This window comes from Agrobacterium vaccinii (assembly GCF_021310995.1).
Lineage (GTDB): Bacteria > Pseudomonadota > Alphaproteobacteria > Rhizobiales > Rhizobiaceae > Agrobacterium > Agrobacterium vaccinii.
The window spans coordinates 428,979-449,860 of sequence record NZ_CP054151.1 but is presented as its reverse complement, the minus strand read 5'-3'; the positions used below and the strand labels follow the sequence as shown (position 1 = coordinate 449,860).

Below are 20,882 nucleotides of genomic sequence, written 5' to 3'. Positions count from 1 at the left end.
CTCATTTTAATCAGAAGTGCCTTTTCCCATGTCAGTCAAAGTCTATCTCGCCGGGCCGGAAGTTTTCCTGCCGAATGCCCGTGAAATGCTTGATGCGAAAGCCGAACTTGCCCGTCAGGCCGGTTTCATCCCGCTTTCACCTGGCGATCTCCAGATCCCTCCGGCAGAGACGAAAATCGGCCATGGCTGCAACATCAATGCCGTGGATGAGGAGATGATGATTGAGGCTGATGCCATCATCGCCAACCTCACACCGTTCCGTGGCATTGCGGCGGATACCGGAACCAGCTTCGAGCTCGGCTTCATGTGCGCGCTGGGCAAGCCGGTCTTTGCTTATACCAACGTTGCAGCGGATCATTTCACCCGCATCAAGCGCCATTACGGCGATGTCGCGACGCTGGATGAAACCGGTCGTTACCGCGGACCAGACGGACTGTCGATCGAGAATTTCGATATGGCGGACAATCTCATGCTGCATGGCGGAATTTTGCGGCGCGGTGGTGTCGTGGTGGTGGGGGACGCGCCAGTGGAAGCGCTCTACACCGATCTCAAGGCATTCAAGGAATGCTTGCAGCATGCAGTTCAAGCGCTTCTTGAACAGAAAAATCAGTAAGGCGGAGACAACAGATGAGCGGAACAATTCTTATCACGGGCGCGACTTCGGGCTTTGGCGAGGCCACGGCCAGATTGTTTGTGAAAGATGGCTGGAAAGTCGTCGGCACGGGTCGCCGGGCAGACAGGCTCGCGAAACTGGGTGAAGAGCTCGGCGCGGCGTTTCACGGCATGGTCTTCGACATAACCGACGAAGCCGCAATGGCGTCGGCGTTCGAATCGTTGCCAGCTGAATTCCGGGATATAGATGTCCTCGTCAACAATGCCGGTCTCGCATTGGGTACGGCAATAGCTCCGGGCGTGCCGTTGAAAGACTGGCATACGATGGTCAATACCAACATCACAGGTCTGTTGAACGTCACGCATCATCTGTTGCCGACGCTGATCGAGCGCAGGGGTGTGGTCATCAACCTTTCCTCCGTCGCGGCCAGTTGGCCGTACACAGGCGGCAACGTCTATGCCGGTACGAAGGCGTTCGTGCGCCAGTTTTCGCTGGGTTTGCGGTCGGACATGCATGGTAAGGGCGTTCGCGTGACCTCGATCGAGCCGGGGATGTGCGAAACCGAGTTCACCGTGGTGCGCACTGGTGGAAACCAGGAGGCGTCCGACGCACTTTATAAAGGCGTCAATCCCATCGTTCCAGAAGATATCGCCAACACCGTTCACTGGGTTGCGTCGCAACCAAAGCATATCAATATCAACAGCATAGAGTTGATGCCGGTCAATCAGTCCTTTGCCGGATTTCAAGTTCACAGAGACGTTTGACGACAAAGAGCATGCCTATGTGATGAAAAACAGGGCAACATTTGCCAAGCTATGCAAAAATGCATTCCTGCATTGCGAGAGTTGCTCTGTTAAATTCTGCTGACGCGACTATATTCAAATCATCGAAGCGACGCACTCCTCCTCCCAGCGTCGCAAGATGTGGATCGACAGCACTCCTCCTCCCAGTTGTCGATCAAGTTTAAAGCCTGCCGCACCTCCTCCCGCGGCAGGCTTTTTCCTTTTCAGTGCCTCAATTCTCATCACCGCAAGTTAACGGCTCTTCACGTCTTCAGATATTGATGCCGCGTGATGTCAACATGGACTGGATATCGACTGCCGATCCCGTCTCGATAGACGCATTGGCGGCAATACCCGTCAGAATGGACCATGCACCGGATATGTGGTCGGATGCGCGGTTGAACCGGTCCGGCTCCATCGTTTCTGGAGCGAAGATATAGCCCAGCATGACCGGATCTGCGCCCCCATGATCGCCGGTTGCCTTCGGCACGTCGATCATTCTTGGCAATTCCCCGGCAAGATGCAGTTGCGTGGTAATGGCTTCTTCGTCGGCGTGGTCGCGGACACCGCCAAAGACGCCGTGAACCTCGATGTGCTTGTGAATGATCTCGCCCTTCGTGCCCTGAAACCGGATTTCAAGCCCTTCCCAGGGTGAATAGGCGGTCAGTGTGTAATTGGCGGTGACGCCGGATGCGTAGCGAATATGCGCCTGCATAGTATCTTCAATGCCGATATCTGCGTCGAAAACGCAGCGGTCGCGGAAATATCCATCCTCGTCCTCGGCATCGAGGTAGAGCGCGCGCAATTGGGCGTCGGCGGCAAGATCGAGGCGGAAAGCGCACCTTTCCGCCACCGGACAGTCGGCACAACGCGGGCCATGGTCCTGTAGGCCGAGTTCCACCGCCGTCTCTGGTCGGTAGAAGGCGCGTTGACCGGAAGCGAACACCTGCGTCGGCACGGATGCCAGCCACCAGTTGAGAAGATCGAAATGATGCGTTGATTTATGGACAAGCAGTCCGCCGGAATTTTCCTTGTGACGGTGCCAGCGCCGAAAGTAATCCGCGCCATGGACACGGTCCAGATGCCAGCGAAAATCCACGGCGGTGATCTTGCCGATCACGCCGGATGCCAGCATGTCCTTTATCTGCGTGCGGGCAGGGGAGTAACGGTAATTGAAGGTCACCATGACCTTTCGTCCCGTCCGCGCCTGCGCATCGACGATCTGTTTCAGTCGGGACAGGTCGATTGTCAGCGGCTTCTCGCAGATCACATCGCAGCCAGCCTCGAAGGCCCGCACGATGTATTCGGAATGCAAAAAATCCGGCGTGGCAACGACGATGGTGTCCGGTCTCTGCTCGGCAATCAACTGATCGAAATTTTCCGCAAGATAGGTGGGCACGCCGTTGGTGCCAGGTTTGGAAATGGCATTAGCAGCCTCGCCCAGGCGGTGAGCATTGCTATCGCAGAGCGCCACGATTTCGTGCTTGTCCGCATAGTCTTCTGTCACAGAGTCGCGAAACATCTTGTGACGTGATCCGCATCCTACAATCGCGATTTTCACTTGGCTTCCCTTTGCATGTCGTCATTCTACTGACGGCGAGCACCCGCACGTCAAACAGCGAGTATCATCCAGGACCGGCGATATTGTATGGAATGGGTGGGCTGGGAGCATGTCGGACCGACGGATAGATACTATCTAGTCATTAAAGTCATATTATGATTTTTAGGCAAGCATATTTGATGCTGCATCGCACTCGTTGCTCAACGGCCGACGCGCGGAAAATACGCTGACCCCTCTATCGTCCTCAACTCGCCACGGTCGCCTATTAGGAGGCGCTTGTGCCCGCAAGGTTTCTTGTGCCATGAGGGAGCAGTTGCGTGGAGACTGAGACATGACCAAGATGTTGTTGGCCGCAAGGGCCCTGACCGCAGTTGCAACTGCGGTCTCCTGTTTGATAACGGGGGCTGCCCATGCCACGCCTGTGCTTGTCCTTGATGCCGCCACTCATCAGGTCCTGTATCAGGAGGATGCTGGCGTGCCGTGGTATCCAGCATCTACGACGAAGCTGATGACGGCGTTCGTGGTGTTCGAGGCTCTGCGATCCGGCGAGGTCACGCTGACGACCCCGGTTACCATGACCCGCAACGCGACCAAACAGGCTTTTCTGGAGTCCGGCCTGACATTGGGCAGAGCGATGACGCTAGAGGATGCGCTGTTTGCCGCCCTTACGGCATCGGCCAATGACGTCGCCGTTGCCTTGGCAGAGGCGGTCGCGCCCAGCGAAGCGGAGTTCGTTCAGCGGATGAATGCAGCGGCTGCCCGCATGGGCATGACGGGCACACATTTCGCCAGCCCTAACGGTCTGTTCGACCGCACCAATTACGCAACCGCACGCGACCTTGCGCTGCTTGGCATGGAAATCGACAAGACTTTTCCAGAATACAGCCGTTTCTTCCAAGGCTCTGCTGTGATCATCGATGGCAAGGAGATCAAGTCTAACAACACGCTGCTGACCAGTTTCAGCGGAACGGTCGGCATGAAGACCGGCTTCCTCTGCGCCTCCGGTCGAAATTATGTCGGCCTCGCCACGCGCAATGGAAAGCGCGTGATGGTGGTGATGCTGGGTGCCACGACGGAGCGGGAACGAAACGAACGCTCCGCGCAGTATCTGACGCAGGCATTCGATGGTGTGCTGAAACCTTCCGGGTCTGTCGAAGCCATCCAGAACCGCCCGGAGGTCGCGCCGCAGGATATGCGAGTCCGTCTCTGTACGGATAAGAGCGCTGCCTACGAGGCCACGCGTGAAGCGCTTTATCCTATGGGGTTGCCGGGACATGAGACGTTTTTGAAAGACCAGATTGCCGGGGAGGTACACACCATCACGACATGGCAAGGTGAGACTGCAACGGATGTACCGGTGCCATCTCCGCGCCCGGGACAAGCTCCGCAGCCCGCTGGCTCCGCCGGTTGAATGGAAACCTCGCTCTACCGTCCGGTCAAGGCGTTTCTGGAAGCTGCTGGCTTTTCGGTCAAGGGTGAGATCGGCGGTTGTGATCTCGTCGGCATCAGTGGCGAGGAGCCACCTGTTATTGTCGTCTGCGAACTCAAGCTGAGTTTCAATCTGGAACTCATTCTTCAGGCCGTGGACAGGGCTGCGGTGTCGGATGAAGTCTGGATCGCGGCAAAAGTGTCTGCCAAGGGACGGGGACGTGAGGCAGACAAACGCTATCGTGATCTCTGCCGTCGATTGGGAATTGGCATGTTGGGTGTTTCCGATAAGGGTGATGTCAGCGTGATCGTTGGCTCCGTATCGCCCATGCCGCGCACCAACCCAAAGCGGCGCTCGCGCCTCGTGCGTGAACATCAGAAACGGCGCGGCGATCCTGTTGTCGGCGGAAGCACACGCACGCCCATGATGACGGCCTATCGCCAACAGGCCCTGGCTTGCGCTGCGACGCTAGCGGCTGGGGCGTTACGCTTGAAAGAGGTGAGGGCGGCGACGCCCGAAGCGGGAAAAATCCTGCAATCCAACGTTTACGGATGGTTCGAACGACTGGACAGGGGCGTTTATGGCCTCACGGACGCAGGCCGTGAGGCGCTGGTCCGTTGGCCACAATCATAGTTTTAAGCCGCGATAATGGGCGCTGTCGGTCTCACCCGAGGGCGTCCGATTTTTCTCGGCGCAACGACAAGTTCGGTCGGCGCAGTGCGCGTCAATGCCAGACGAGCTGCCTGCGCCAGTGAAATGGCAACGTAATCTGCACCGATTTCCTCGCCGTCGATCTGGGCATAGTTCTGCCCGTTCGCAGCGGGAACAAGGATGCCGACCCGCAGCGTAGGCTTGGCGCGCTTCAAGCGGCGGACAGTCTGTCGCGCGTGGGATTTCGAGTTGCCGTTCAGGAATGCGACGACCACGGTATCGATGGACTCCAAGGCAAGCTTGGACGATGACCGGCCCGTGAGGTCCGCGTAACTCGCAGAGGTGACATCTGCCCCCTGAACCTCGATAATTTGGCTCAGCATGGCAGAGGCCGCGTCGTCTATCGCACCTCGACCACCAATGCACAGCACCGAATGTCCCCGTCCGTCAGGTAGGTCTGTTTCGTCAAAGACGGCTGCGCCAGCTTCGTTGTCTTCAGGTTCGTCCTCGTTTTCCTCTTCATCGGCAACATCGGACAGATTATCGACCAGTGTCAGCGAGCTATTGGAAAACAGTGTTATCTGCGTATCGGACATCACGCCGCGCTGTCTGTCCATTTCGCCAAGGAGAAGTGCTGGAAGGCCGACCTTGTCGTAGTAATCGACGAGATATTCATCCTTCAGATATTCCTCAGCATTGTCGGTGGCTTCGTTCGGGTCGCCAGCGAGCAGTCTCTGATAAAGCTTTTCGTGCAGTTCAAGAACGGGCTCGTTGCCGAGCAGAATATCGAGAAATCCGAACTGCGGAACGTGGCGGCCCAGAACGACGAGGCAGACGGTCAATGGAGTGGACAACATCAGGCCGATCGGTCCCCACAGCCACGACCAGAAAATTGCCGACACGATGATGGCGAGCGGTGACAGCCCCGTATGCGAACCATACAGCCATGGTTCGATGACGTTGTTGCTGATCAGTTCCGTCGTCAGAAACAGTGCTGCGACCCAGGCCACGAGCGACCAGCCCGGTGCAATAGCAAGGGCCAGAAACAGCGGAAGGATCATGCCGATCACAGGGCCGATGTAAGGCACGAACCGCAGAACCAATGTGAGCAGGCCCCAGAGAATCGCGTTGGGAATACCGAGTATCCAAAGCCCGATCGTGATTGGCAGGGCGTAAAGCGAATTCACGACCAATTGCATCAGCAGATATTTGCCGACGCGTTTGCCCGCATCCTGAAGGGCTGCGGTGGTGCGGTGCAGATCGCTAAGACCGACGAGGCGGATAAACCGGTCCCGCAAGTCTTCTCGCTCCAGCAGCATGAAGACCACGAGCACGATGACAAGGCCCGCCGTTGCAAAAGGACTGATCAGCGGAAGAATAAGGTTTCCAAGCGTTTGCAGCGGATTGGTTCGCGACACGATCTCCACTGGCATCGGCTCGCGGGCGGTCGGCTCGGGCGCGGCATCCTGTTGGCTTTCCGCGGCTCTCACCTGTATTTCAGCGCCGACCTTCTCCACAGCCTTGCTGAGATGATCGAGCAATCCATTGCCTGCGCCAGCCTGTGCCAGCACCTGAACCTTGCTGACGATGTTACGCTGATAGGTGGGAATGTTTTCCGCAAGGTTAGCAACCTGTGTTGCAATGACGAAACTGAACACGGCAATGGCGAAAAAGGCGGATGTCACGGCCATAATGACGGCCAGTATTTTGGGAATGGATCGCTTGCGTAGAAACGACACGATGGGCGCGAGCGTGAAAGAGAGCAGCAGCGACAGGGCCAGCGGCACGAAAATTTCTTGGCCTATACGCAACAGAAACGCAACGCCGATCAGGATTAGGACCGTACGGGCCGACAACATGGTGTTAGACGCGACATCCACGATTGGATAATTCGGCGTTACGGCTGCCGGTTCGATGCTTTTCGGAAGTCCCATTTCGTCCCCTCGCAATGTCCACCAGTGTCACTCGGCAGACCATGGGAACAAGGGGCATCAAATTTGCCTGAAGGCCTTGGGCGAAGGGTCGAACGGAGTGAGATATATGCGATGCAGGGAACGCGCTTCTTGATGTCCAGTTCCTTATATTCGTAATCATGCGAAAATAAGCTAACGTAGGTGAGGAAATGGTGGAGATTTTCCGTGACCAAAGCTTCCAACAATGACGTCATTTCGCCTCTGAATCGCGCCGAAGCGACGGTAACGATGGGCAGACATCTTCGGTTATCGGCCAATGCGGAGATTAGCAGCGCCGGTCTTGTCTCCGTCGCCCTGCTGATTTCCAGCATCCTTCTTTCGACAGCAGTGTTGGTCCATGCTGCAGCCGGTGCACGCCGACGCCGCTAAACGCGATCTTCACTCACGCTTTGCCGCCGTCTTGCTTGGACCTGCGGCACCGTTCCGAGCAGTATTTAACGTCCGCCCAGCTTGCGGCCCATTTCCGACGCCACGTGAATTCCAGCCCGCAGCATGCGCAGATTTTCGTCGGCAGGTTTTCCTTCCTCACCATTTTCGGCATGGCGTCTTCCTATGCTCAAGTCCGCTTTGCCAGCATGTACCGTGACGTCATGACGATGAGCCCGATGATCACGGTCACCGCGATAAACAGAAACGCGGCGGCTGCGATTGCCGGGCTGATGTTTTCCCGAATGCTGGAAAACATCTGACGGGCGAGCGTGCGTTGGTTGGGTCCGGCCACGAAAAGTGTCAGGACCACCTCATCCAGCGATGTGGCAAAGGCCAGAACCGCACCTGAGAGAACCCCCGGCATGGCAAGCGGCAAGGTCACGCGGCGAAAAACCGTCATCGGGGCCGCACCGAGGCTTTGGGCCGCAAGTTCTACCCGTTTGTCGATGCCAGCAAGCGCACCGCTGACGCTGACCACCACGAAGGGCACGGCCACGACGGTGTGGGCGATGATGACGCCTGAATAGCTGTTGGTTAGCCCGAAGCGCGCAAGCAGTACCTGCATGCCGACACCCAGCACCACCGCTGGAACCACCATCGGCAACAGAAACAGCGTGCGCATCGTTCCTCGGAAGAACAGCAGCCGATTGCGGAGACCGAGTGAGGCAGCCATGCCCAGCGCGGTTGCCAGCAATGTCGTCCCGGTGCCGATGATCAGGCTGTTGATGATCGCGCGGCGCCAGACATCGGCGGTGAACAACTCCTCGAACCACCGCAACGACCATGACGGGATAGGGTAGGTCAGGATCACACTCGAGGTGAAAGCCAGGGGCAAAATGGCGATGAGCGGCGCCACGAGGAAAAGAATGGCGAGCGAGGCGAAGGTCAGTCGTGTCAGTTTCATCGGCATGACCTAGTACCTCTCCGGTTCTTCTGCTGAAAGTCGCGCATAGACGCTGTAGAGCACCAGTGTCGCGACCAGCAGAACCATGCCCAACGCGCCGGCCATGCCCCAATTTGCCGAGCCGATGGCGTAAAACGCGATGATGGATGAGATCATCTGGTCACCCGGCCCGCCGATCAGCGCTGGTGTGATGTAGTAGCCAATGGCCGAGATGAAGACGAGCAGAGCCCCGGACGCCACCCCGCGCAGACTGAGCGGCAACAGAACGCGCAGGAAGGCGCGGAGCGGATTGGCACCCAGCGACGCTGCCGCAGGCATCAGGTTTTTCGGAATGGTAATCAGCACCGAATAGATCGGCAGCACCATGAAGGGTAGCAGCACATGGGTCATGGCGATGATGACGCCCGTGCGGTTGAAGATCAGCGGCAGTGGGCTGTCGATGATGCCGAGCATTTGCAGGGCATCGTTGATCAGGCCCTTTTCCTGCAACAGAATGAACCATGCCGCCGTGCGCACCAAAAGCGATGTCCAGAGCGGCAGCAGAACGGCACCCAGCATCAGGTCCCGTTTCCAGCCCGTCAGGGATGCGGCAATGATCGCATAGGGAAAGCCGATGCAGGCGCAGGCGAGGGTCACCAGCGCCGCGATCCAGAACGTGCGCAGCAAAATGACGCGATTGACCGATTGATCGGCAGGCAGATGCTCGATCTCGCCCGCCGTATTGCGACCCAGATCGACGGCGGCCAGCAGATTGCGGTCGGTTAGCGGCGATAGAGCATCGGCAATCGCCAGCCAGAACTCAGGCCTTTCCCAGCGCTTGTCGATCGAGACGAGATCGGTCGGCTGGCGCGCCGCGTCTGCCAGTGCACCTGTTGTTTTCGACATCAAGGTGCGAAAGCCGGAGCGCGCGCTGTTGAGGCGCCGCACCATATCGCCCAGTGCCTGGTCATCATTGACGGCCTTGAGATCCTCCATCAACGCAGTCTGCATGGTCGGGGTTGGTGGGGAAACGCGATCCCAGTTCGGCAGAACCTCGGCGCTTCGTGGCAAAAGCCGCAACACGGCGGTGTCGGAAACGGACTGGGACATCATGCTGAACAGCGGCCAGACGAAGAACCCGACGAGGAAGATGAGCAGAGGTGCCAGCAGAAGCAGCGACCGCCCGGTTCGCGAGGTGAGAATGTTCATGGCGCGATGACCCGGCAATCGCCTGCGGAAAAGGCGGCATAGACCTTTGCTCCCGGTTGAAATTCGGCAGACCGACGGCCCAGCTTGGCGATCAACTGGTGCGCGGGGCTGCTGAGCTGAACACGCAGGTGATCCCCCTGATAGACGGAATCATACACCTCCGCCTCCAGGCAGTTGTGTGCATCACCCCGTGTTTCGGTCAGGTCAACCCGCTCGGGACGGATCGAGACATAGACGGTCTGGCCCGGTAAAACCGATGCGGATACCGCTGACACGATCTGCGCACCGGAGGCCACGCGCACGACAGCCTCGTTACCGTGCAGCGTCTCGACCACGCCTTCAACGAGATTGGTCTCGCCGATAAACTCCGCAACGAAGCGGGTTGCCGGTTCGTCGTAGACCTGCCTCGGTGTGCCGATTTGCTCTATCTTGCCCTTGTTGAAAACCGCGACGCGGTCCGACATTGTCAGCGCCTCGGACTGGTCATGCGTGACGAAAACGATGGTCAGTCCCAGCCGACGATGCAGGTCGCGAATGTCCAACTGCATCTGTTCGCGCAACTGCTTGTCGAGCGCGCCCAGTGGCTCATCCATCAAAACGACGCGGGGTTCGAAAACCAACGCACGAGACAGCGCCACACGCTGCTGCTGGCCACCGGACAGTTGGGATGGGCGGCGGTCTGCAAAGGCCGACAGTTGCACCATGTCCAGCGCGCGTGCGACGCGCTGCGCAATTTCAGCCTTACCGACGCCGCGCATCTGCAACGGAAAGGCAACGTTCTCACCCACCGACATATGAGGAAACAACGCGTAGCTCTGGAAGACGACACCCATGTCGCGTTTGTGGGTGGGCACATTGTTGATGGCGGTACCATCCAGCAGAATATTGCCGGATGTCGCCTGTTCAAAACCCGCCAGCATCATCAGAAGTGTTGTCTTACCGGAACCGGAAGGGCCTAAAAGACTGACGAATTCGCCTTTTTCGATGCTCAAATCGAGATTTTCGACCACACAAAGCGGGCCGTAGAATTTGGTAATATGGTCAAATCGAATAAATTCTGCCACGGAAGGCTCCATCACGTGTGGGATGGGAAGCGTGCCCGCAAACGCGGGTTAAGCGTCCGGCCAAGAGAGAAGGGCGCAATGAAGCGCCCCTCCGCGAGGATGTTCTTACTTGGCGAGCCAGGCGTTGAAGCGCTGTGTCAGGGTCTCGGCATTGTCGATCCAGAAGTCGACATCGAGCGGAATGGCATCCGTCATGTTTGCCGGATCGGTTGGCAGGTCCTTGGCAAATTTCTCCGGCACCTTGGCGGCGGCAGCCTTGTTGGGCAGTCCGTAAGCCACGAATTCTGGCAGCTTCGCTTGATTGTCCGGCAGGCTGGCGAAAGCGATGAAATCCTGAGCGGCATCCTTATTTGCGGCATCCTTCAGCACGACCCAGCTGTCTACAGCATAAATGCTGCCGGGAAAGACCACCTTGAAATTCTTGCCCTCGGCGCGGTTGATGCCGGTGATGCGACCATTATAGGCCGATGCCATGGTGACTTCACCGGAGGCCAGGAATTGCAGCGGTTGGGCACCGGATTCCCACCAGACGATGTTGGGCTTCAATTCATCCAGTTTCTTGAAGGCGCGGGTAATGCCCTCTTCGGTGGCCAGCACGTCATAAAGTTCGTCCTTCGAGACGCCATCTGCGAGCAGCGCGAATTCTAGGGTATATTTCGGTCCCTTGCGCAGCGAGCGCTTGCCCGGGAATTTCTGCACATCCCAGAAATCAGCCCAGGAGGTTGGACCGGCTTTCAGCTTGTCGCCGTCATAGGCAATTGCCGTGGACCAGACGATGGCGCCCACACCGCAGTCATTGACGGCGGAATCGAGAAACTTGTCCTTGCCGCCCATCTTGTCCCAGTCGATCTTTTCATAAAGACCATCGGCACAACCAAGCGCCAGTTCTTCGGCTTCAACCTGCACTGCATCCCAGTTGGGTGCACCGGCCTTGACCTTGGATTGAATGACGCCAATGCCGCCATCCCATGCTTCATCGAGAACCGGCTTGCCGGTTTTCTCGGCAAAGGGCTTGAAGTAAATATTGCGCTGCGCATCCTGATAATTGCCGCCCCATGAGACGACGGTCAGGTCCCGCGCAAGGGCAGGCGCGACGATGCTTGCCGATAACACGATAGCGGCGGCGGTTGTGATGCTGGATTTCAAAATGTTTTTCATTGCATTCCCCTTTTTCGTGACTTTGAAACCGGTTGACCGGCCTCGTTGACGATTTCTGTGCAACTATCGTGCCACCCCCGCCTTTGGCGTATCGGTGGCCTGCAATCTCTGCGGCGGTGCGCGCCCATTTTCCTCTTAGGTGCGTAGGCCAGCGGATGCATTTCAGTGTGATCGGGCAGGATACCTCCTTGCGACCGCGATCAGACGTGCTGCCCTCCATTGATGTGGATTTCGGCACCGTTGATGTAGGACGACGATTCCGTGCAGAGGAAATAGATGGTTTCTGCCACTTCACGGGGATCGCCAAGCCTCTGCATCGGCACCTCTGCGGCAACCAGTTCATCCGTGCCCGGAGATAGGATGGAGGTTTCGATTTCACCCGGCGCAATGGCGTTGGCTCTGACGCCGCGACGACCGAATTCGTGCGCCATTTCTCGCGTCAGGGAGCCGAGCGCTGCTTTGGATGCGGCATAGGCGACACCTGCGAAAGGGTGCACCCGCGTTCCGGCAATCGATGTCACATTGACGATGGAGCCGCGCGCCGCTTCGAGTTCCGGCATCAGCGCGCGCGCGATGAGTGCAGTGGAAATGACGTTGACGTTGAGCACCTGCGTCCAGATATCGGCATCCGTTCCCATTACACCCAACCGGCTTTTCTCCGGGCCCTTGGGCGAAATGCCAGCATTGTTGACGAGAGCATGCAGCCGTCCGTGTGGCAGCCTTTCGCGCACCGTCGCAGCAAGACGTTCGACTTGTGACAGGTCGGAAAGGTCTGCCTGAATATGGCTTTCGCGGGCAGAGGGCCACGCGCATTCCTCGGAGAACGGCTGGCGGGAAACGGTGAGGATGCGCCATCCCTTCGACTGGAACAGTTTGACCGTTGCATGGCCAATGCCGCGGCTTGCACCGGTCAGCAACATGTAGCGACGTTCTTCGGTCATTCAGTCACTCTCCGTAGATGTTTGATACATCGTAATTACTGCTTTGCGAATTGCAAGCCTTCTGTTGTGAAAGACCTCATGCCTGCCGCAACTGTTCGATCGTGCCATTCTCGATGCGTTCCAGAATAGGCTTTCCGCCCAATAAAATGTCATCGACGATAGCCATGGATGCTGCCGGGGAATCATGGCGTTTCAGTGCTTCGATTACGGGATAGTGGTGGTCGATCATGCTTCGTCCGCCCAAAAGATAGGCATCGGAAATATGCGGACCCATCTGCAACCAAAGCCGCCTTAAAATGCCATTGAGCACGGGAAGACCGGCAATTTGAGGCAACATGAAGTGGAAAGCCTGATTGAGTTGCGTTCCCTTCAGACGGTCTCCTTCCTCCAAAGCAGCCTCGTTTTCCTGCAAAATCTGCTCCAAAGCCAGAATGTCGGCACTGGTTGCAACCTGCGCTGCGGTTTCTGCCGCCAGTCCTTCCAGGCGAATGCGAATGGCGCGAATTTCGCGGTACCTGCTCTCGCTCATTTCTGGAATGCGGATGTCGCGGGGCGAGCGGAAGATCAGCGCCTCGTCATTGGTCAACCGCAGGATAGCGTCGCGAATGGGTGTTACGCTGGTGCCGAACTGTTCGGCCAGATCGCGTATCTTGAGGCGGTCGCCCGGCTGGAACTGGCCCCGGATCAGCGCGTCGCAAAGCTTGCCGTAGACGGCGCTGTTCAGGTTTTCATATTCCAGCGTGGCGAATTCAGGCATTGCAGCATCCACAAAATCATCAATAAGATACTTGATGCATCTTTTTTAGTGTGTTTCAAGTGTCGTATGAGGCAACGCGCATCGTATGCACACTTGGGACGGAGATGAAGTGCCAAATTCGTTCCATCATAATCCGACTGACCCGGTGACATCCTGCGCCATGGAGCAAGCATGACAGAGCCAGCAACCGCGACGAAGGAAGCGCCTGCCGGGAAAGCGGATGCCATGTCTGCGACATGGAGCGTCACTTCGCTTGCCGAGGCGCAGGCTCTCGTTCTGAATATCTACGGTCTCGACGGCGTTGCGAAACCGCTCTCCAGCGAGCGGGACGAGACCTTCCTATTCACCGCGCATGATGGTGCCGAGTTCGTTCTAAAAATCGCAAATCCTGCCGAAGACCCGGCAGCGCTGGCTTTTCAGGATGGTGCACTGTTGCATCTTCAGGTGAATGCGCCAGATGTCCCGGTGCCGCGACTGGTGTTTACCCGCGACGGGCGGGCGAGCCATACGCTCGATACTGCTGAGGGCCCGCGTATAATCCGCCTACTCACTTTCCTTCGCGGCGAGTTGCAGTATCGGACACCGGGCACCGAAGTACAAAGCCACAATGTCGGCAAGGTGCTAGCTGAACTCGGCTTGGGCCTTCAGGATTATGCTGGACGCCCGCCTGCCGGAAAACTGATGTGGGACATATCCCACACGCTCGATCTGGCTAACATCATTGATTACGTCGAGCCGCAGCGGCGGGCGCAGGTGGAAAGCGTGCTGCGAGCGTTTGAGGACGCAAAGCCTGCCATCGACGGATTGAAGCGTCGGCAGATTATCCACAACGATTTCAATCCGCACAACATTCTTCTTGATCCCGCATCTCCTGAACAAGTGGTTGGCATCATCGATTTCGGTGACATGGTGCATGCACCGCTCGTCAACGATCTGTCCGTCGCTCTCTCCTACAATCTGTCGACGGATAACTGGGAGGCACGCGCGAAGGCGTTTCTCGAAGGGTTCCATTCCGTTCGGCGGCTTGAGGTCGGGGAGTTGGAACTGGTGCCGGTTCTCAGCAAGGCGCGGCTGGCCATGTCGATCATCATTGCCGAGTGGCGCTCGGCCCATTTCCCTCAGAACCGGGATTACATCATGCGCAACCACGCTGCCGCCTGGCAGGGGCTGCTCAACGTCGAGAATTTCACACCCGCCGGGCTGAAAACGCTCGTGCCCAACATCTTCGAGGCCTGATTATGTCGATGGTAAATGCATTTTCGCGTGAAGATTTCGAGCGCCTTGACGCTGCGGACCGAGCATTGATTGCCCGCCGTGAAAAGGTCCTCGGTCCGGCCTACCGGCTGTTTTACGAGAGGCCGCTGCATCTCGTGCGCGGTGAGGGCGTGTTTCTGTACGATAGCGCCGGTGAAAAATATCTCGATGCCTACAACAATGTGGCCTCTCTCGGTCATTGTCACCCGCGCGTGGTCGAGGCGATCACCAGCCAGACCGCCATTCTCAACACCCATACACGCTACCTGCATGAAGGCATCGTCGAGTACGCCGAAGCCCTGACGGCGACATTTCCTGATCCGCTGAGCCAAGCCATGTTCACCTGCACGGGCAGTGAGGCGAACGATCTGGCGCTGCGCATCGCCCGCTTTGCTACGGGCGGCACGGGTATCATCGCCACGGATCTTGCCTATCACGGGCTGACGAGCGCCGTTGCGGATTTCTCGCCATCACTGGGTGAATCGGTAACACTAGGAGCGCATGTTCGCACCGTTCCCGCCCCGGATAGTTATCGCAATTCTCCCGATGACATGATGGAGAAATTCGGACGCGATGTTCGTGCCGCCATCGCCGATCTGAAGCGTCATGGCATCAAGCCAGCAATGCTCATCACCGATACAATTTTTTCGAGCGATGGTATCTTTGCCGAGCCAAAGGGCTTTCTGAAATCCGCCGTGGATGCCATCCACGAAGAGGGTGGTCTCTTCATCGCCGACGAGGTGCAGGCCGGGTTTGGACGCACCGGAGAAACCATGTGGGGCTTCCAGCGGCATGGTATTTCGCCGGATATCGTGACGATGGGCAAACCCATGGGCAATGGTTACCCCATGGCAGGTCTCGTCATGCGCCCGGAAGTCATCGCCGAGTTCGGCCCCCGCGCGCGCTATTTCAACACGTTCGGTGGCAACCCCATCGCTGCTGCGGCTGGCAGAGCCGTGCTGGACACGATCCGTATCGAAGGTTTGCAGCAAAATGCGCTTGAGGTCGGCCAGTATCTTATGGACGGTCTGAAAAGCCTGCCCCATCAGGCCATCGGCGATGTCAGGGGCTCCGGCTTGTTCATCGCGGTTGAGATCGTGTCCGATCGGGGTGCCAAAACACCGGATGCTGTCTTGACTACGCGTATCGTCAACGGCCTGCGTGATCGCCGCATTCTCATCAGCGCTTCCGGTCAAAACGCCAATATTCTCAAGATCCGCCCACCACTCGTCTTCTCGCGGGAAAATGCGAACATGCTGGTCAGCGCGCTGGACGACGTGCTGAAAAACGGCTGATCGACTCTTTTTTCAAAACGAAAAGGGCGGGAGTCTCGCGACTGCCGCCCTTCGTATGCTTCTTTTATACCCGTGCTGCGGCAACGGCATCGAGCGCGCGTTTCAACGCATCGAACATGTCATCGATCTGCTCGGCAGTGATGATCAGCGGCGGGCAGAAGCAGAGCGCTTCGCCCACTGCGCGGGCGATCACGCCTTCTTTCTCCAGTGCCGCCGCAACCGTCAGTGCCGCATCGCCTGGCTTTGCATCAGCGAAGGGCTTGATTTCCAACGCACCCAACAGGCCGACGCCACGCGATGAATGGGCGATTGGATGTTGCGCTAGCTCGGCGAGTCGCGACAGAAACTGTTCTTCCAGTCGAGCCGCGTTGCCCACCAGATCACGCTCTTCGATGATTTTCAGATTTTCGAGGCCAACCGCCGTGGCAACGGGATGTCCAGATGCCGTGAAGCCGTGACCGAACGAGCCGATCCGGTCGGATTCGTCGGCAATCGGCTGATAGAAACGGTCATTCATAACGATAGCCGAAAGCGGCATATAGGACGACGAAATTTGCTTGGATAGGATCAGCACATCCGGTTCGATACCATAGGTCTGGCAGGCAAACATGTTGCCGGTGCGCCCGAAACCGCAGATGACTTCGTCCACGACTAGAAGAATATCGTATTTCTTCAAAATCGCCTGGACGCCCGCCCAGTAACCATCCGGCGGCACCAGCACGCCTCCGGCACCCATGACAGGCTCGCCCCAGAATGCGGCGATCGTCTCCGGGCCTTCTTTCAGGATCAGATCTTCAAGGTCTTTGAGCATGCGCGTCGTGAAATCGCCTTCACTTTCGCCATCCTGCCCGAAATGCACATAGGAAGGGCAGGATGTGTGCACCATGCGATCCAGCGGCAGGTCGAAACTTTCATGGTTGCGCGGTAGGCCGGTGATGGAGCCTGCGGCAATCGTGACGCCATGATAGCCTTTGATACGACCGATAATCTTTTTCTTGTCCTTCTGGCCGAGCGCATTGGAGCGGTACCACACCATTTTGCAGGCAAGGTCGTTGGCCTCGGAACCGGATGATGTGAAGTGAACCTTCGACATCGACACTGGCGCAAGTTCGATCAGCTTTTCGGCAAGCTCAATGGAAGGGCCATGGGTCTTGTAGGCGAAGGTATGGTAATAGGGCAGCTTCGCCATCTGGTCACGCGCTACCTCGACCAACCGCATCTCGCCAAAGCCGACAGCGACCGACCAGAGGCCAGCAAGGCCTTCGATGTATCGATTTCCGTTATTGTCGAAAACATAGATGCCTTCGCCCGATTCGATAACGAGCCCGCCGGTCTTCTCGTATTTTCTGAGATTGACGTTGGGGTGCATCTGATAGGCGATGTCACGGCCTTCTATGGAATTCGGTTTGATGGTCATGATGGTTCCTTATCATTGCGCAGCGTGTGTCGTTGATGACGCCTGCTGCGTTGCGGGCATTTAAGCATGCGGTGCAATAGAATGGCCAGCCTCGATTGGGAACTTCCGGCTTAGAAAACGTGATTTGTCGAGGCCGAAACGCCATGGCTGGTCCGTGGCTTTCGATATGCCGATCCGTGGCCCGGTCACGACGCTGACAGCTGCCTTGCGAGCGCTGACAAAACATGGCTCGCGGTCGAGCGGCAGGCTATCCATCTCTCGCGTGATCCCCAACGCTTGCGCCAGTTTCCCGGGTCCCGAACATAGATTGGTCACCTCCAGACCATTGCGGCGCAACGCCATCATGTCGAGGCCGCCGGTCGGTTCCAGCGCGCGGATCAACACGGCAGAGCCGGGCTCGCAAACGATGTTGGCGCACCAGTGCAGGCCATAGGAGCGGTAAACGTAGAGATGGCCCGGTGGCCCGAACATGATGCGGTTGCGTGGCGTCATGCCGTTATAACTGTGGGATGCGGGATCGTCAGGACGGTAGGCTTCCGTCTCGACGATGATGCCGCTGGTCTGATGAATGTGCAGTGTGCAACCGATCAGTTCCTCGGCAACGATGACGGCGTCTCTCCTGTAGAAGGTCTCGGGTAAGATGGTCATGAGGTCCGGTTTGGCTGGAACAAGGCGGGTCGTCTGAGGTTGTCCCCATGACATCGACTGAAAGATAATGGACTGAGGAGACGAGCATGACAATTGCAAAGGTGGCTTTAGTAACGGGTGCAGGCTCGGGAATAGGCCGCGCCACGGCACTCACTCTCGCAGCCGAAGGCTACTCCATCGGCTTGCTGGGCCGCACCAGAGAGGAGCTGAACGCCGTTGCTGCGGAGGTTCGTGCTGCTAACGCCGAAGCACTCGTGCTTGTCGCGGATATCGCCCATGAGGACCAGATGGCTGATGCCATGTCGGAACTGGTGGAACGTTTCGATCGTCTCGATGTCGTTGTTGCCAATGCAGGCATCAACGGGGTCTGGGCGCCCATTGAGGACCTGAAACCCGCCGAATGGGATCAAACCATCAACATCAATCTGCGTGGCACCTATCTGACCATCAACAAGGCCGTTCCGCACATGAAAGCCACGGGTGGATCCATCGTCATGGTGTCCTCCATCAACGGCACGCGAACCTTTACGTCACCCGGCGCCACCGCCTATTCCGTCACGAAAGCCGGACAACTCGCCATGGCGCAGCAGCTTGCGCTCGAACTTGCCCGCTATGGCATTCGCGTCAACGCCGTCTGCCCCGGTGCAATCGAAACCGACATCGATGACAATACTCAGATTCGCGACAAGCACGAAACGGCCATTCCGGTGGAGTGGCCGGAAGGCGCTATCCCGATTTCGGACGGCAAAGCGGGCAGCAGCCAGGACGTGGCGGATGTCATAGCATTTCTGGCAGGCAGCAAGTCCCGACACATCACGGGCACGCCGGTCTGGATCGATGGTGGGCAGGGGCTGCTGGTTTAACATCCGGCTCACCGTCTTGTGTTCGTATGATTAACGAAGCCGTAACGCAAATTCACGACAGTTTGTCCCATAGCTGGTTGCCGTCATGCGGCCAACTTCTCTATGTACGGTTTCGCTGATCGAGGCGGGCAAGGCGTTTTTATGACTGATACCATTCTTTCGAGGTTGATCCCTGCGAAACTGCGAAGCATTTCCGGCGCGGTCGCGCGTGCGACGTGCGTCGCTGCACTTTGCGGTGCGTTGGCGGCCTGTACATCTCTCGGTCTCGACAGCGCTGACCGTGCGCCACCGAAGCTTTCCTCGAAAGTCGCCGCCTCCATGGCTGCGAAGGGCATGAAGCCGGAAAGCCCGGTGCTCGTGCGCATATTCAAGCAGGAGAGTGAACTCGAAGTCTGGAAGGTGGACAAAACAGGCAACTATGCGCTGTTCAAGTCTTACCCCATGTGCCGCTGGTCCGGTAAACTCGGTCCTAAGACCAAAAGCGGCGACCGGCAGGCACCGGAAGGTTTCTACCATGTCTCATCAGGCATGCTGAACCCCAACTCGCAATATTACGTCTCGTTCAATCTGGGCTATCCCAACCGTCTGGAATCGGCGCTCGGCTACACCGGCGAAGCGCTGATGGTGCATGGTGCGTGCTCATCGTCGGGCTGCTACGCCATGACGGACCAGCAGGTTGGCGAAATCTACGCTATTGTCGACCGTGCCCTCAAGGGCGGGCAGAACCAGTTCCAGGTGCAGGCCTATCCGTTCCGCATGACGGCGCGCAACCTTGCTGCCTATAAGAATGACCCCAACTTCACCTTCTGGAAGACGTTGAAGGAAGGCTACGACTCCTTCGAACTGACCAGACAGCAACCGAAAGTCTCGGTCTGCGGTCGTCGCTATGTTTTCAACAGCGAGTTTGCGGGCGGTGAACCGACCGATCCGCTGGCAAGTTGCCCTCCGGTCATCAATCAGCCGCAGCCCGCAATTGCTGCAAAGCTGAGCGCCGAACAGCAGAAACTGGCTTCGGCCTTGAATGAGAGCTCTTCCAGCGCTGTCACCGCCTATGTCGATGGGGGCATGCATCCAAGCTTCCGCGCATTGTTGAAAAACAACGGCCCAAAAAGCATGGCGGAAAAAGTCTCCGGCACGAAATACCCGATCAGCCGCCCGGAAGCGGCGCTCGCAGACCCGTTTGCGGGTGCGAGATGAACCTTGTAAGGACAAAACTTGATAACCAGTGACACCACCCGCAGGTCTTTCCTCTTCGGTACGGGGGGTCTGGCGTTGACCGCGCTTGCCGGCTGCACCACGACACCGCGCGAGGTGGCGCAAAATAGCCGGCCGGTGGCCGATCCCTTTTATGCCGAGATTTACGGTGCGAAACCGGATGAGCAGTTCCCGCTGCCAGCCATTCCCTATGAGAAAATTCCACCGCGCTTCTACCGACAGATGGTCGAAAACCCGACCGGCGAGCGCCCGGGCACGATTGTCGTCGATACCGCCAATCACTTTCTCTACCTGACCTATGAAAACAATCAGGCCATGCGCTATGGCGTTGGTCTGGGGCGCGCGGGTTTCGAGTGGGCTGGTCGGGGCGTCATTCAGTACAAGCGTCAATGGCCGCGCTGGACGCCGCCCGATGAGATGATCGGTCGCCAGCCGGAACTCGCGCCCTACAGCGCAGCCAATGGCGGCATGGCGCCGGGCCTCAACAATCCCTTGGGCGCGCGGGCGCTTTACATCTTCAAGGATGGGCAGGACACGATCTACCGTCTGCACGGCTCACCGGAATGGTGGACCATCGGCAAATCGGTATCTTCAGGCTGCGTACGCCTGATGAACCAGGACATCATCGATCTTTACAATCGCGTGCCGGACAGAACGCCCATCGTCGTCATGTCGGGCGCACCGGTCTCGCAATCGATTGCGATGGCGCCGGGCCTTGAACCCATGTGAGCGGGATTGTT

Annotated in this window: 21 protein-coding genes; 10 read left to right on the top strand and 11 right to left on the bottom strand. The window is 57.8% G+C overall.

Annotation, left to right across the window (positions count from 1 at the left end):
• Positions 1–28 precede the first annotated feature (28 nt).
• Both HRR99_RS17175 and HRR99_RS17170 read left to right on the top strand, forming a co-directional pair.
• Positions 29–613 carry a nucleoside 2-deoxyribosyltransferase gene (locus HRR99_RS17175; protein WP_233123956.1) on the top strand — a complete coding sequence of 195 codons (585 nt, stop codon included), beginning with the start codon at positions 29–31 and terminating at the stop codon, positions 611–613.
• 14 nt (positions 614–627) lie between these two features.
• Positions 628–1,377, top strand: a complete 750-nt coding sequence (locus tag HRR99_RS17170; RefSeq protein ID WP_233123954.1) for an SDR family oxidoreductase — start codon at positions 628–630, stop codon at positions 1,375–1,377.
• A 289-nt stretch (positions 1,378–1,666) separates the two neighbouring features.
• On the opposite strand, the gene HRR99_RS17165 is transcribed toward HRR99_RS17170, so the two are convergent.
• Positions 1,667–2,956 (bottom strand): Gfo/Idh/MocA family protein, encoded by a 1,290-nt coding sequence (locus HRR99_RS17165; protein WP_277877916.1) that lies wholly within the window; start codon positions 2,954–2,956, stop codon positions 1,667–1,669.
• Positions 2,957–3,287: 331 nt separating this feature from the next.
• On the opposite strand from HRR99_RS17165, the gene HRR99_RS17160 reads away from it, so the two are divergent.
• Entirely contained in the window at positions 3,288–4,367 is a 1,080-nt protein-coding gene (locus HRR99_RS17160) for a D-alanyl-D-alanine carboxypeptidase family protein (protein ID WP_233123950.1), read from the top strand.
• On the top strand, positions 4,368–5,018 hold the full coding sequence (locus HRR99_RS17155) for a DUF2161 domain-containing phosphodiesterase (protein ID WP_233123949.1): 651 nt from the start codon (positions 4,368–4,370) through the stop codon (positions 5,016–5,018). It abuts the gene before it with no gap.
• Between the two features lie 2 nt (positions 5,019–5,020).
• Here the strand turns inward: HRR99_RS17155 and HRR99_RS17150 are convergent, their stop codons facing one another.
• Entirely contained in the window at positions 5,021–6,970 is a 1,950-nt protein-coding gene (locus HRR99_RS17150; protein ID WP_422387337.1) for an AI-2E family transporter, read from the bottom strand.
• A gap of 204 nt (positions 6,971–7,174) precedes the next feature.
• On the opposite strand from HRR99_RS17150, the gene HRR99_RS17145 reads away from it, so the two are divergent.
• Positions 7,175–7,378, top strand: a complete 204-nt coding sequence (locus tag HRR99_RS17145) for a hypothetical protein (protein ID WP_233123948.1) — start codon at positions 7,175–7,177, stop codon at positions 7,376–7,378.
• 13 nt (positions 7,379–7,391) lie between these two features.
• On the opposite strand, the gene HRR99_RS17140 is transcribed toward HRR99_RS17145, so the two are convergent.
• The 7 genes from HRR99_RS17140 to HRR99_RS17110 form a co-directional block, all read right to left on the bottom strand.
• Complete coding sequence (locus tag HRR99_RS17140; RefSeq protein ID WP_338422847.1) at positions 7,392–7,541, bottom strand: DUF2256 domain-containing protein; 150 nt, start codon at positions 7,539–7,541, stop codon at positions 7,392–7,394.
• Positions 7,542–7,565: 24 nt separating this feature from the next.
• Positions 7,566–8,348, bottom strand: coding sequence for an ABC transporter permease (locus HRR99_RS17135; protein WP_233123944.1), 783 nt, complete (start codon positions 8,346–8,348; stop codon positions 7,566–7,568).
• 3 nt (positions 8,349–8,351) lie between these two features.
• Positions 8,352–9,530: an ABC transporter permease gene (locus tag HRR99_RS17130; protein WP_233123943.1), complete on the bottom strand. Its 1,179-nt coding sequence runs from the start codon at positions 9,528–9,530 to the stop codon at positions 8,352–8,354.
• On the bottom strand, positions 9,527–10,606 hold the full coding sequence (locus HRR99_RS17125; RefSeq protein WP_422387363.1) for an ABC transporter ATP-binding protein: 1,080 nt from the start codon (positions 10,604–10,606) through the stop codon (positions 9,527–9,529). The genes HRR99_RS17130 and HRR99_RS17125 overlap by 4 nt, the downstream gene beginning before the upstream one ends.
• A 93-nt stretch (positions 10,607–10,699) precedes the next feature.
• Positions 10,700–11,752: an ABC transporter substrate-binding protein gene (locus HRR99_RS17120; protein WP_233123939.1), complete on the bottom strand. Its 1,053-nt coding sequence runs from the start codon at positions 11,750–11,752 to the stop codon at positions 10,700–10,702.
• Positions 11,753–11,952: 200 nt separating this feature from the next.
• Entirely contained in the window at positions 11,953–12,693 is a 741-nt protein-coding gene (locus HRR99_RS17115) for an SDR family NAD(P)-dependent oxidoreductase (protein WP_111839585.1), read from the bottom strand.
• Between the two features lie 76 nt (positions 12,694–12,769).
• The gene (locus HRR99_RS17110) at positions 12,770–13,450 is read right to left on the bottom strand and encodes a GntR family transcriptional regulator (protein WP_233123938.1); all 681 of its coding nucleotides are present in this window, start codon (positions 13,448–13,450) and stop codon (positions 12,770–12,772) included.
• Positions 13,451–13,621: 171 nt separating this feature from the next.
• Here HRR99_RS17110 and HRR99_RS17105 point away from each other — a divergent pair, with 171 nt between their 5' ends.
• Together HRR99_RS17105 and HRR99_RS17100 are read left to right on the top strand one after the other, a co-directional pair.
• Complete coding sequence (locus HRR99_RS17105; RefSeq protein WP_233123936.1) at positions 13,622–14,686, top strand: phosphotransferase; 1,065 nt, start codon at positions 13,622–13,624, stop codon at positions 14,684–14,686.
• A gap of 2 nt (positions 14,687–14,688) precedes the next feature.
• Positions 14,689–15,999: an aspartate aminotransferase family protein gene (locus tag HRR99_RS17100; RefSeq protein WP_233123934.1), complete on the top strand. Its 1,311-nt coding sequence runs from the start codon at positions 14,689–14,691 to the stop codon at positions 15,997–15,999.
• 64 nt (positions 16,000–16,063) lie between these two features.
• On the opposite strand, the gene HRR99_RS17095 is transcribed toward HRR99_RS17100, so the two are convergent.
• Positions 16,064–17,416 (bottom strand): aspartate aminotransferase family protein, encoded by a 1,353-nt coding sequence (locus HRR99_RS17095; RefSeq protein ID WP_233123933.1) that lies wholly within the window; start codon positions 17,414–17,416, stop codon positions 16,064–16,066.
• A gap of 60 nt (positions 17,417–17,476) precedes the next feature.
• On the bottom strand, positions 17,477–18,064 hold the full coding sequence (locus tag HRR99_RS17090; RefSeq protein WP_233123931.1) for a DNA-3-methyladenine glycosylase: 588 nt from the start codon (positions 18,062–18,064) through the stop codon (positions 17,477–17,479).
• A gap of 86 nt (positions 18,065–18,150) precedes the next feature.
• Between HRR99_RS17090 and HRR99_RS17085 the strand changes: the two genes are divergently transcribed.
• The 3 genes from HRR99_RS17085 (at position 18,151) to HRR99_RS17075 (ending at position 20,871) form a co-directional block, all read left to right on the top strand.
• Positions 18,151–18,927 (top strand): SDR family oxidoreductase, encoded by a 777-nt coding sequence (locus HRR99_RS17085; RefSeq protein ID WP_233123929.1) that lies wholly within the window; start codon positions 18,151–18,153, stop codon positions 18,925–18,927.
• A 141-nt stretch (positions 18,928–19,068) separates the two neighbouring features.
• On the top strand, positions 19,069–20,124 hold the full coding sequence (locus tag HRR99_RS17080; RefSeq protein ID WP_233123928.1) for a L,D-transpeptidase family protein: 1,056 nt from the start codon (positions 19,069–19,071) through the stop codon (positions 20,122–20,124).
• 18 nt (positions 20,125–20,142) lie between these two features.
• Positions 20,143–20,871, top strand: coding sequence for a L,D-transpeptidase (locus tag HRR99_RS17075; RefSeq protein WP_233123926.1), 729 nt, complete (start codon positions 20,143–20,145; stop codon positions 20,869–20,871).
• Positions 20,872–20,882: the final 11 nt, after the last annotated feature.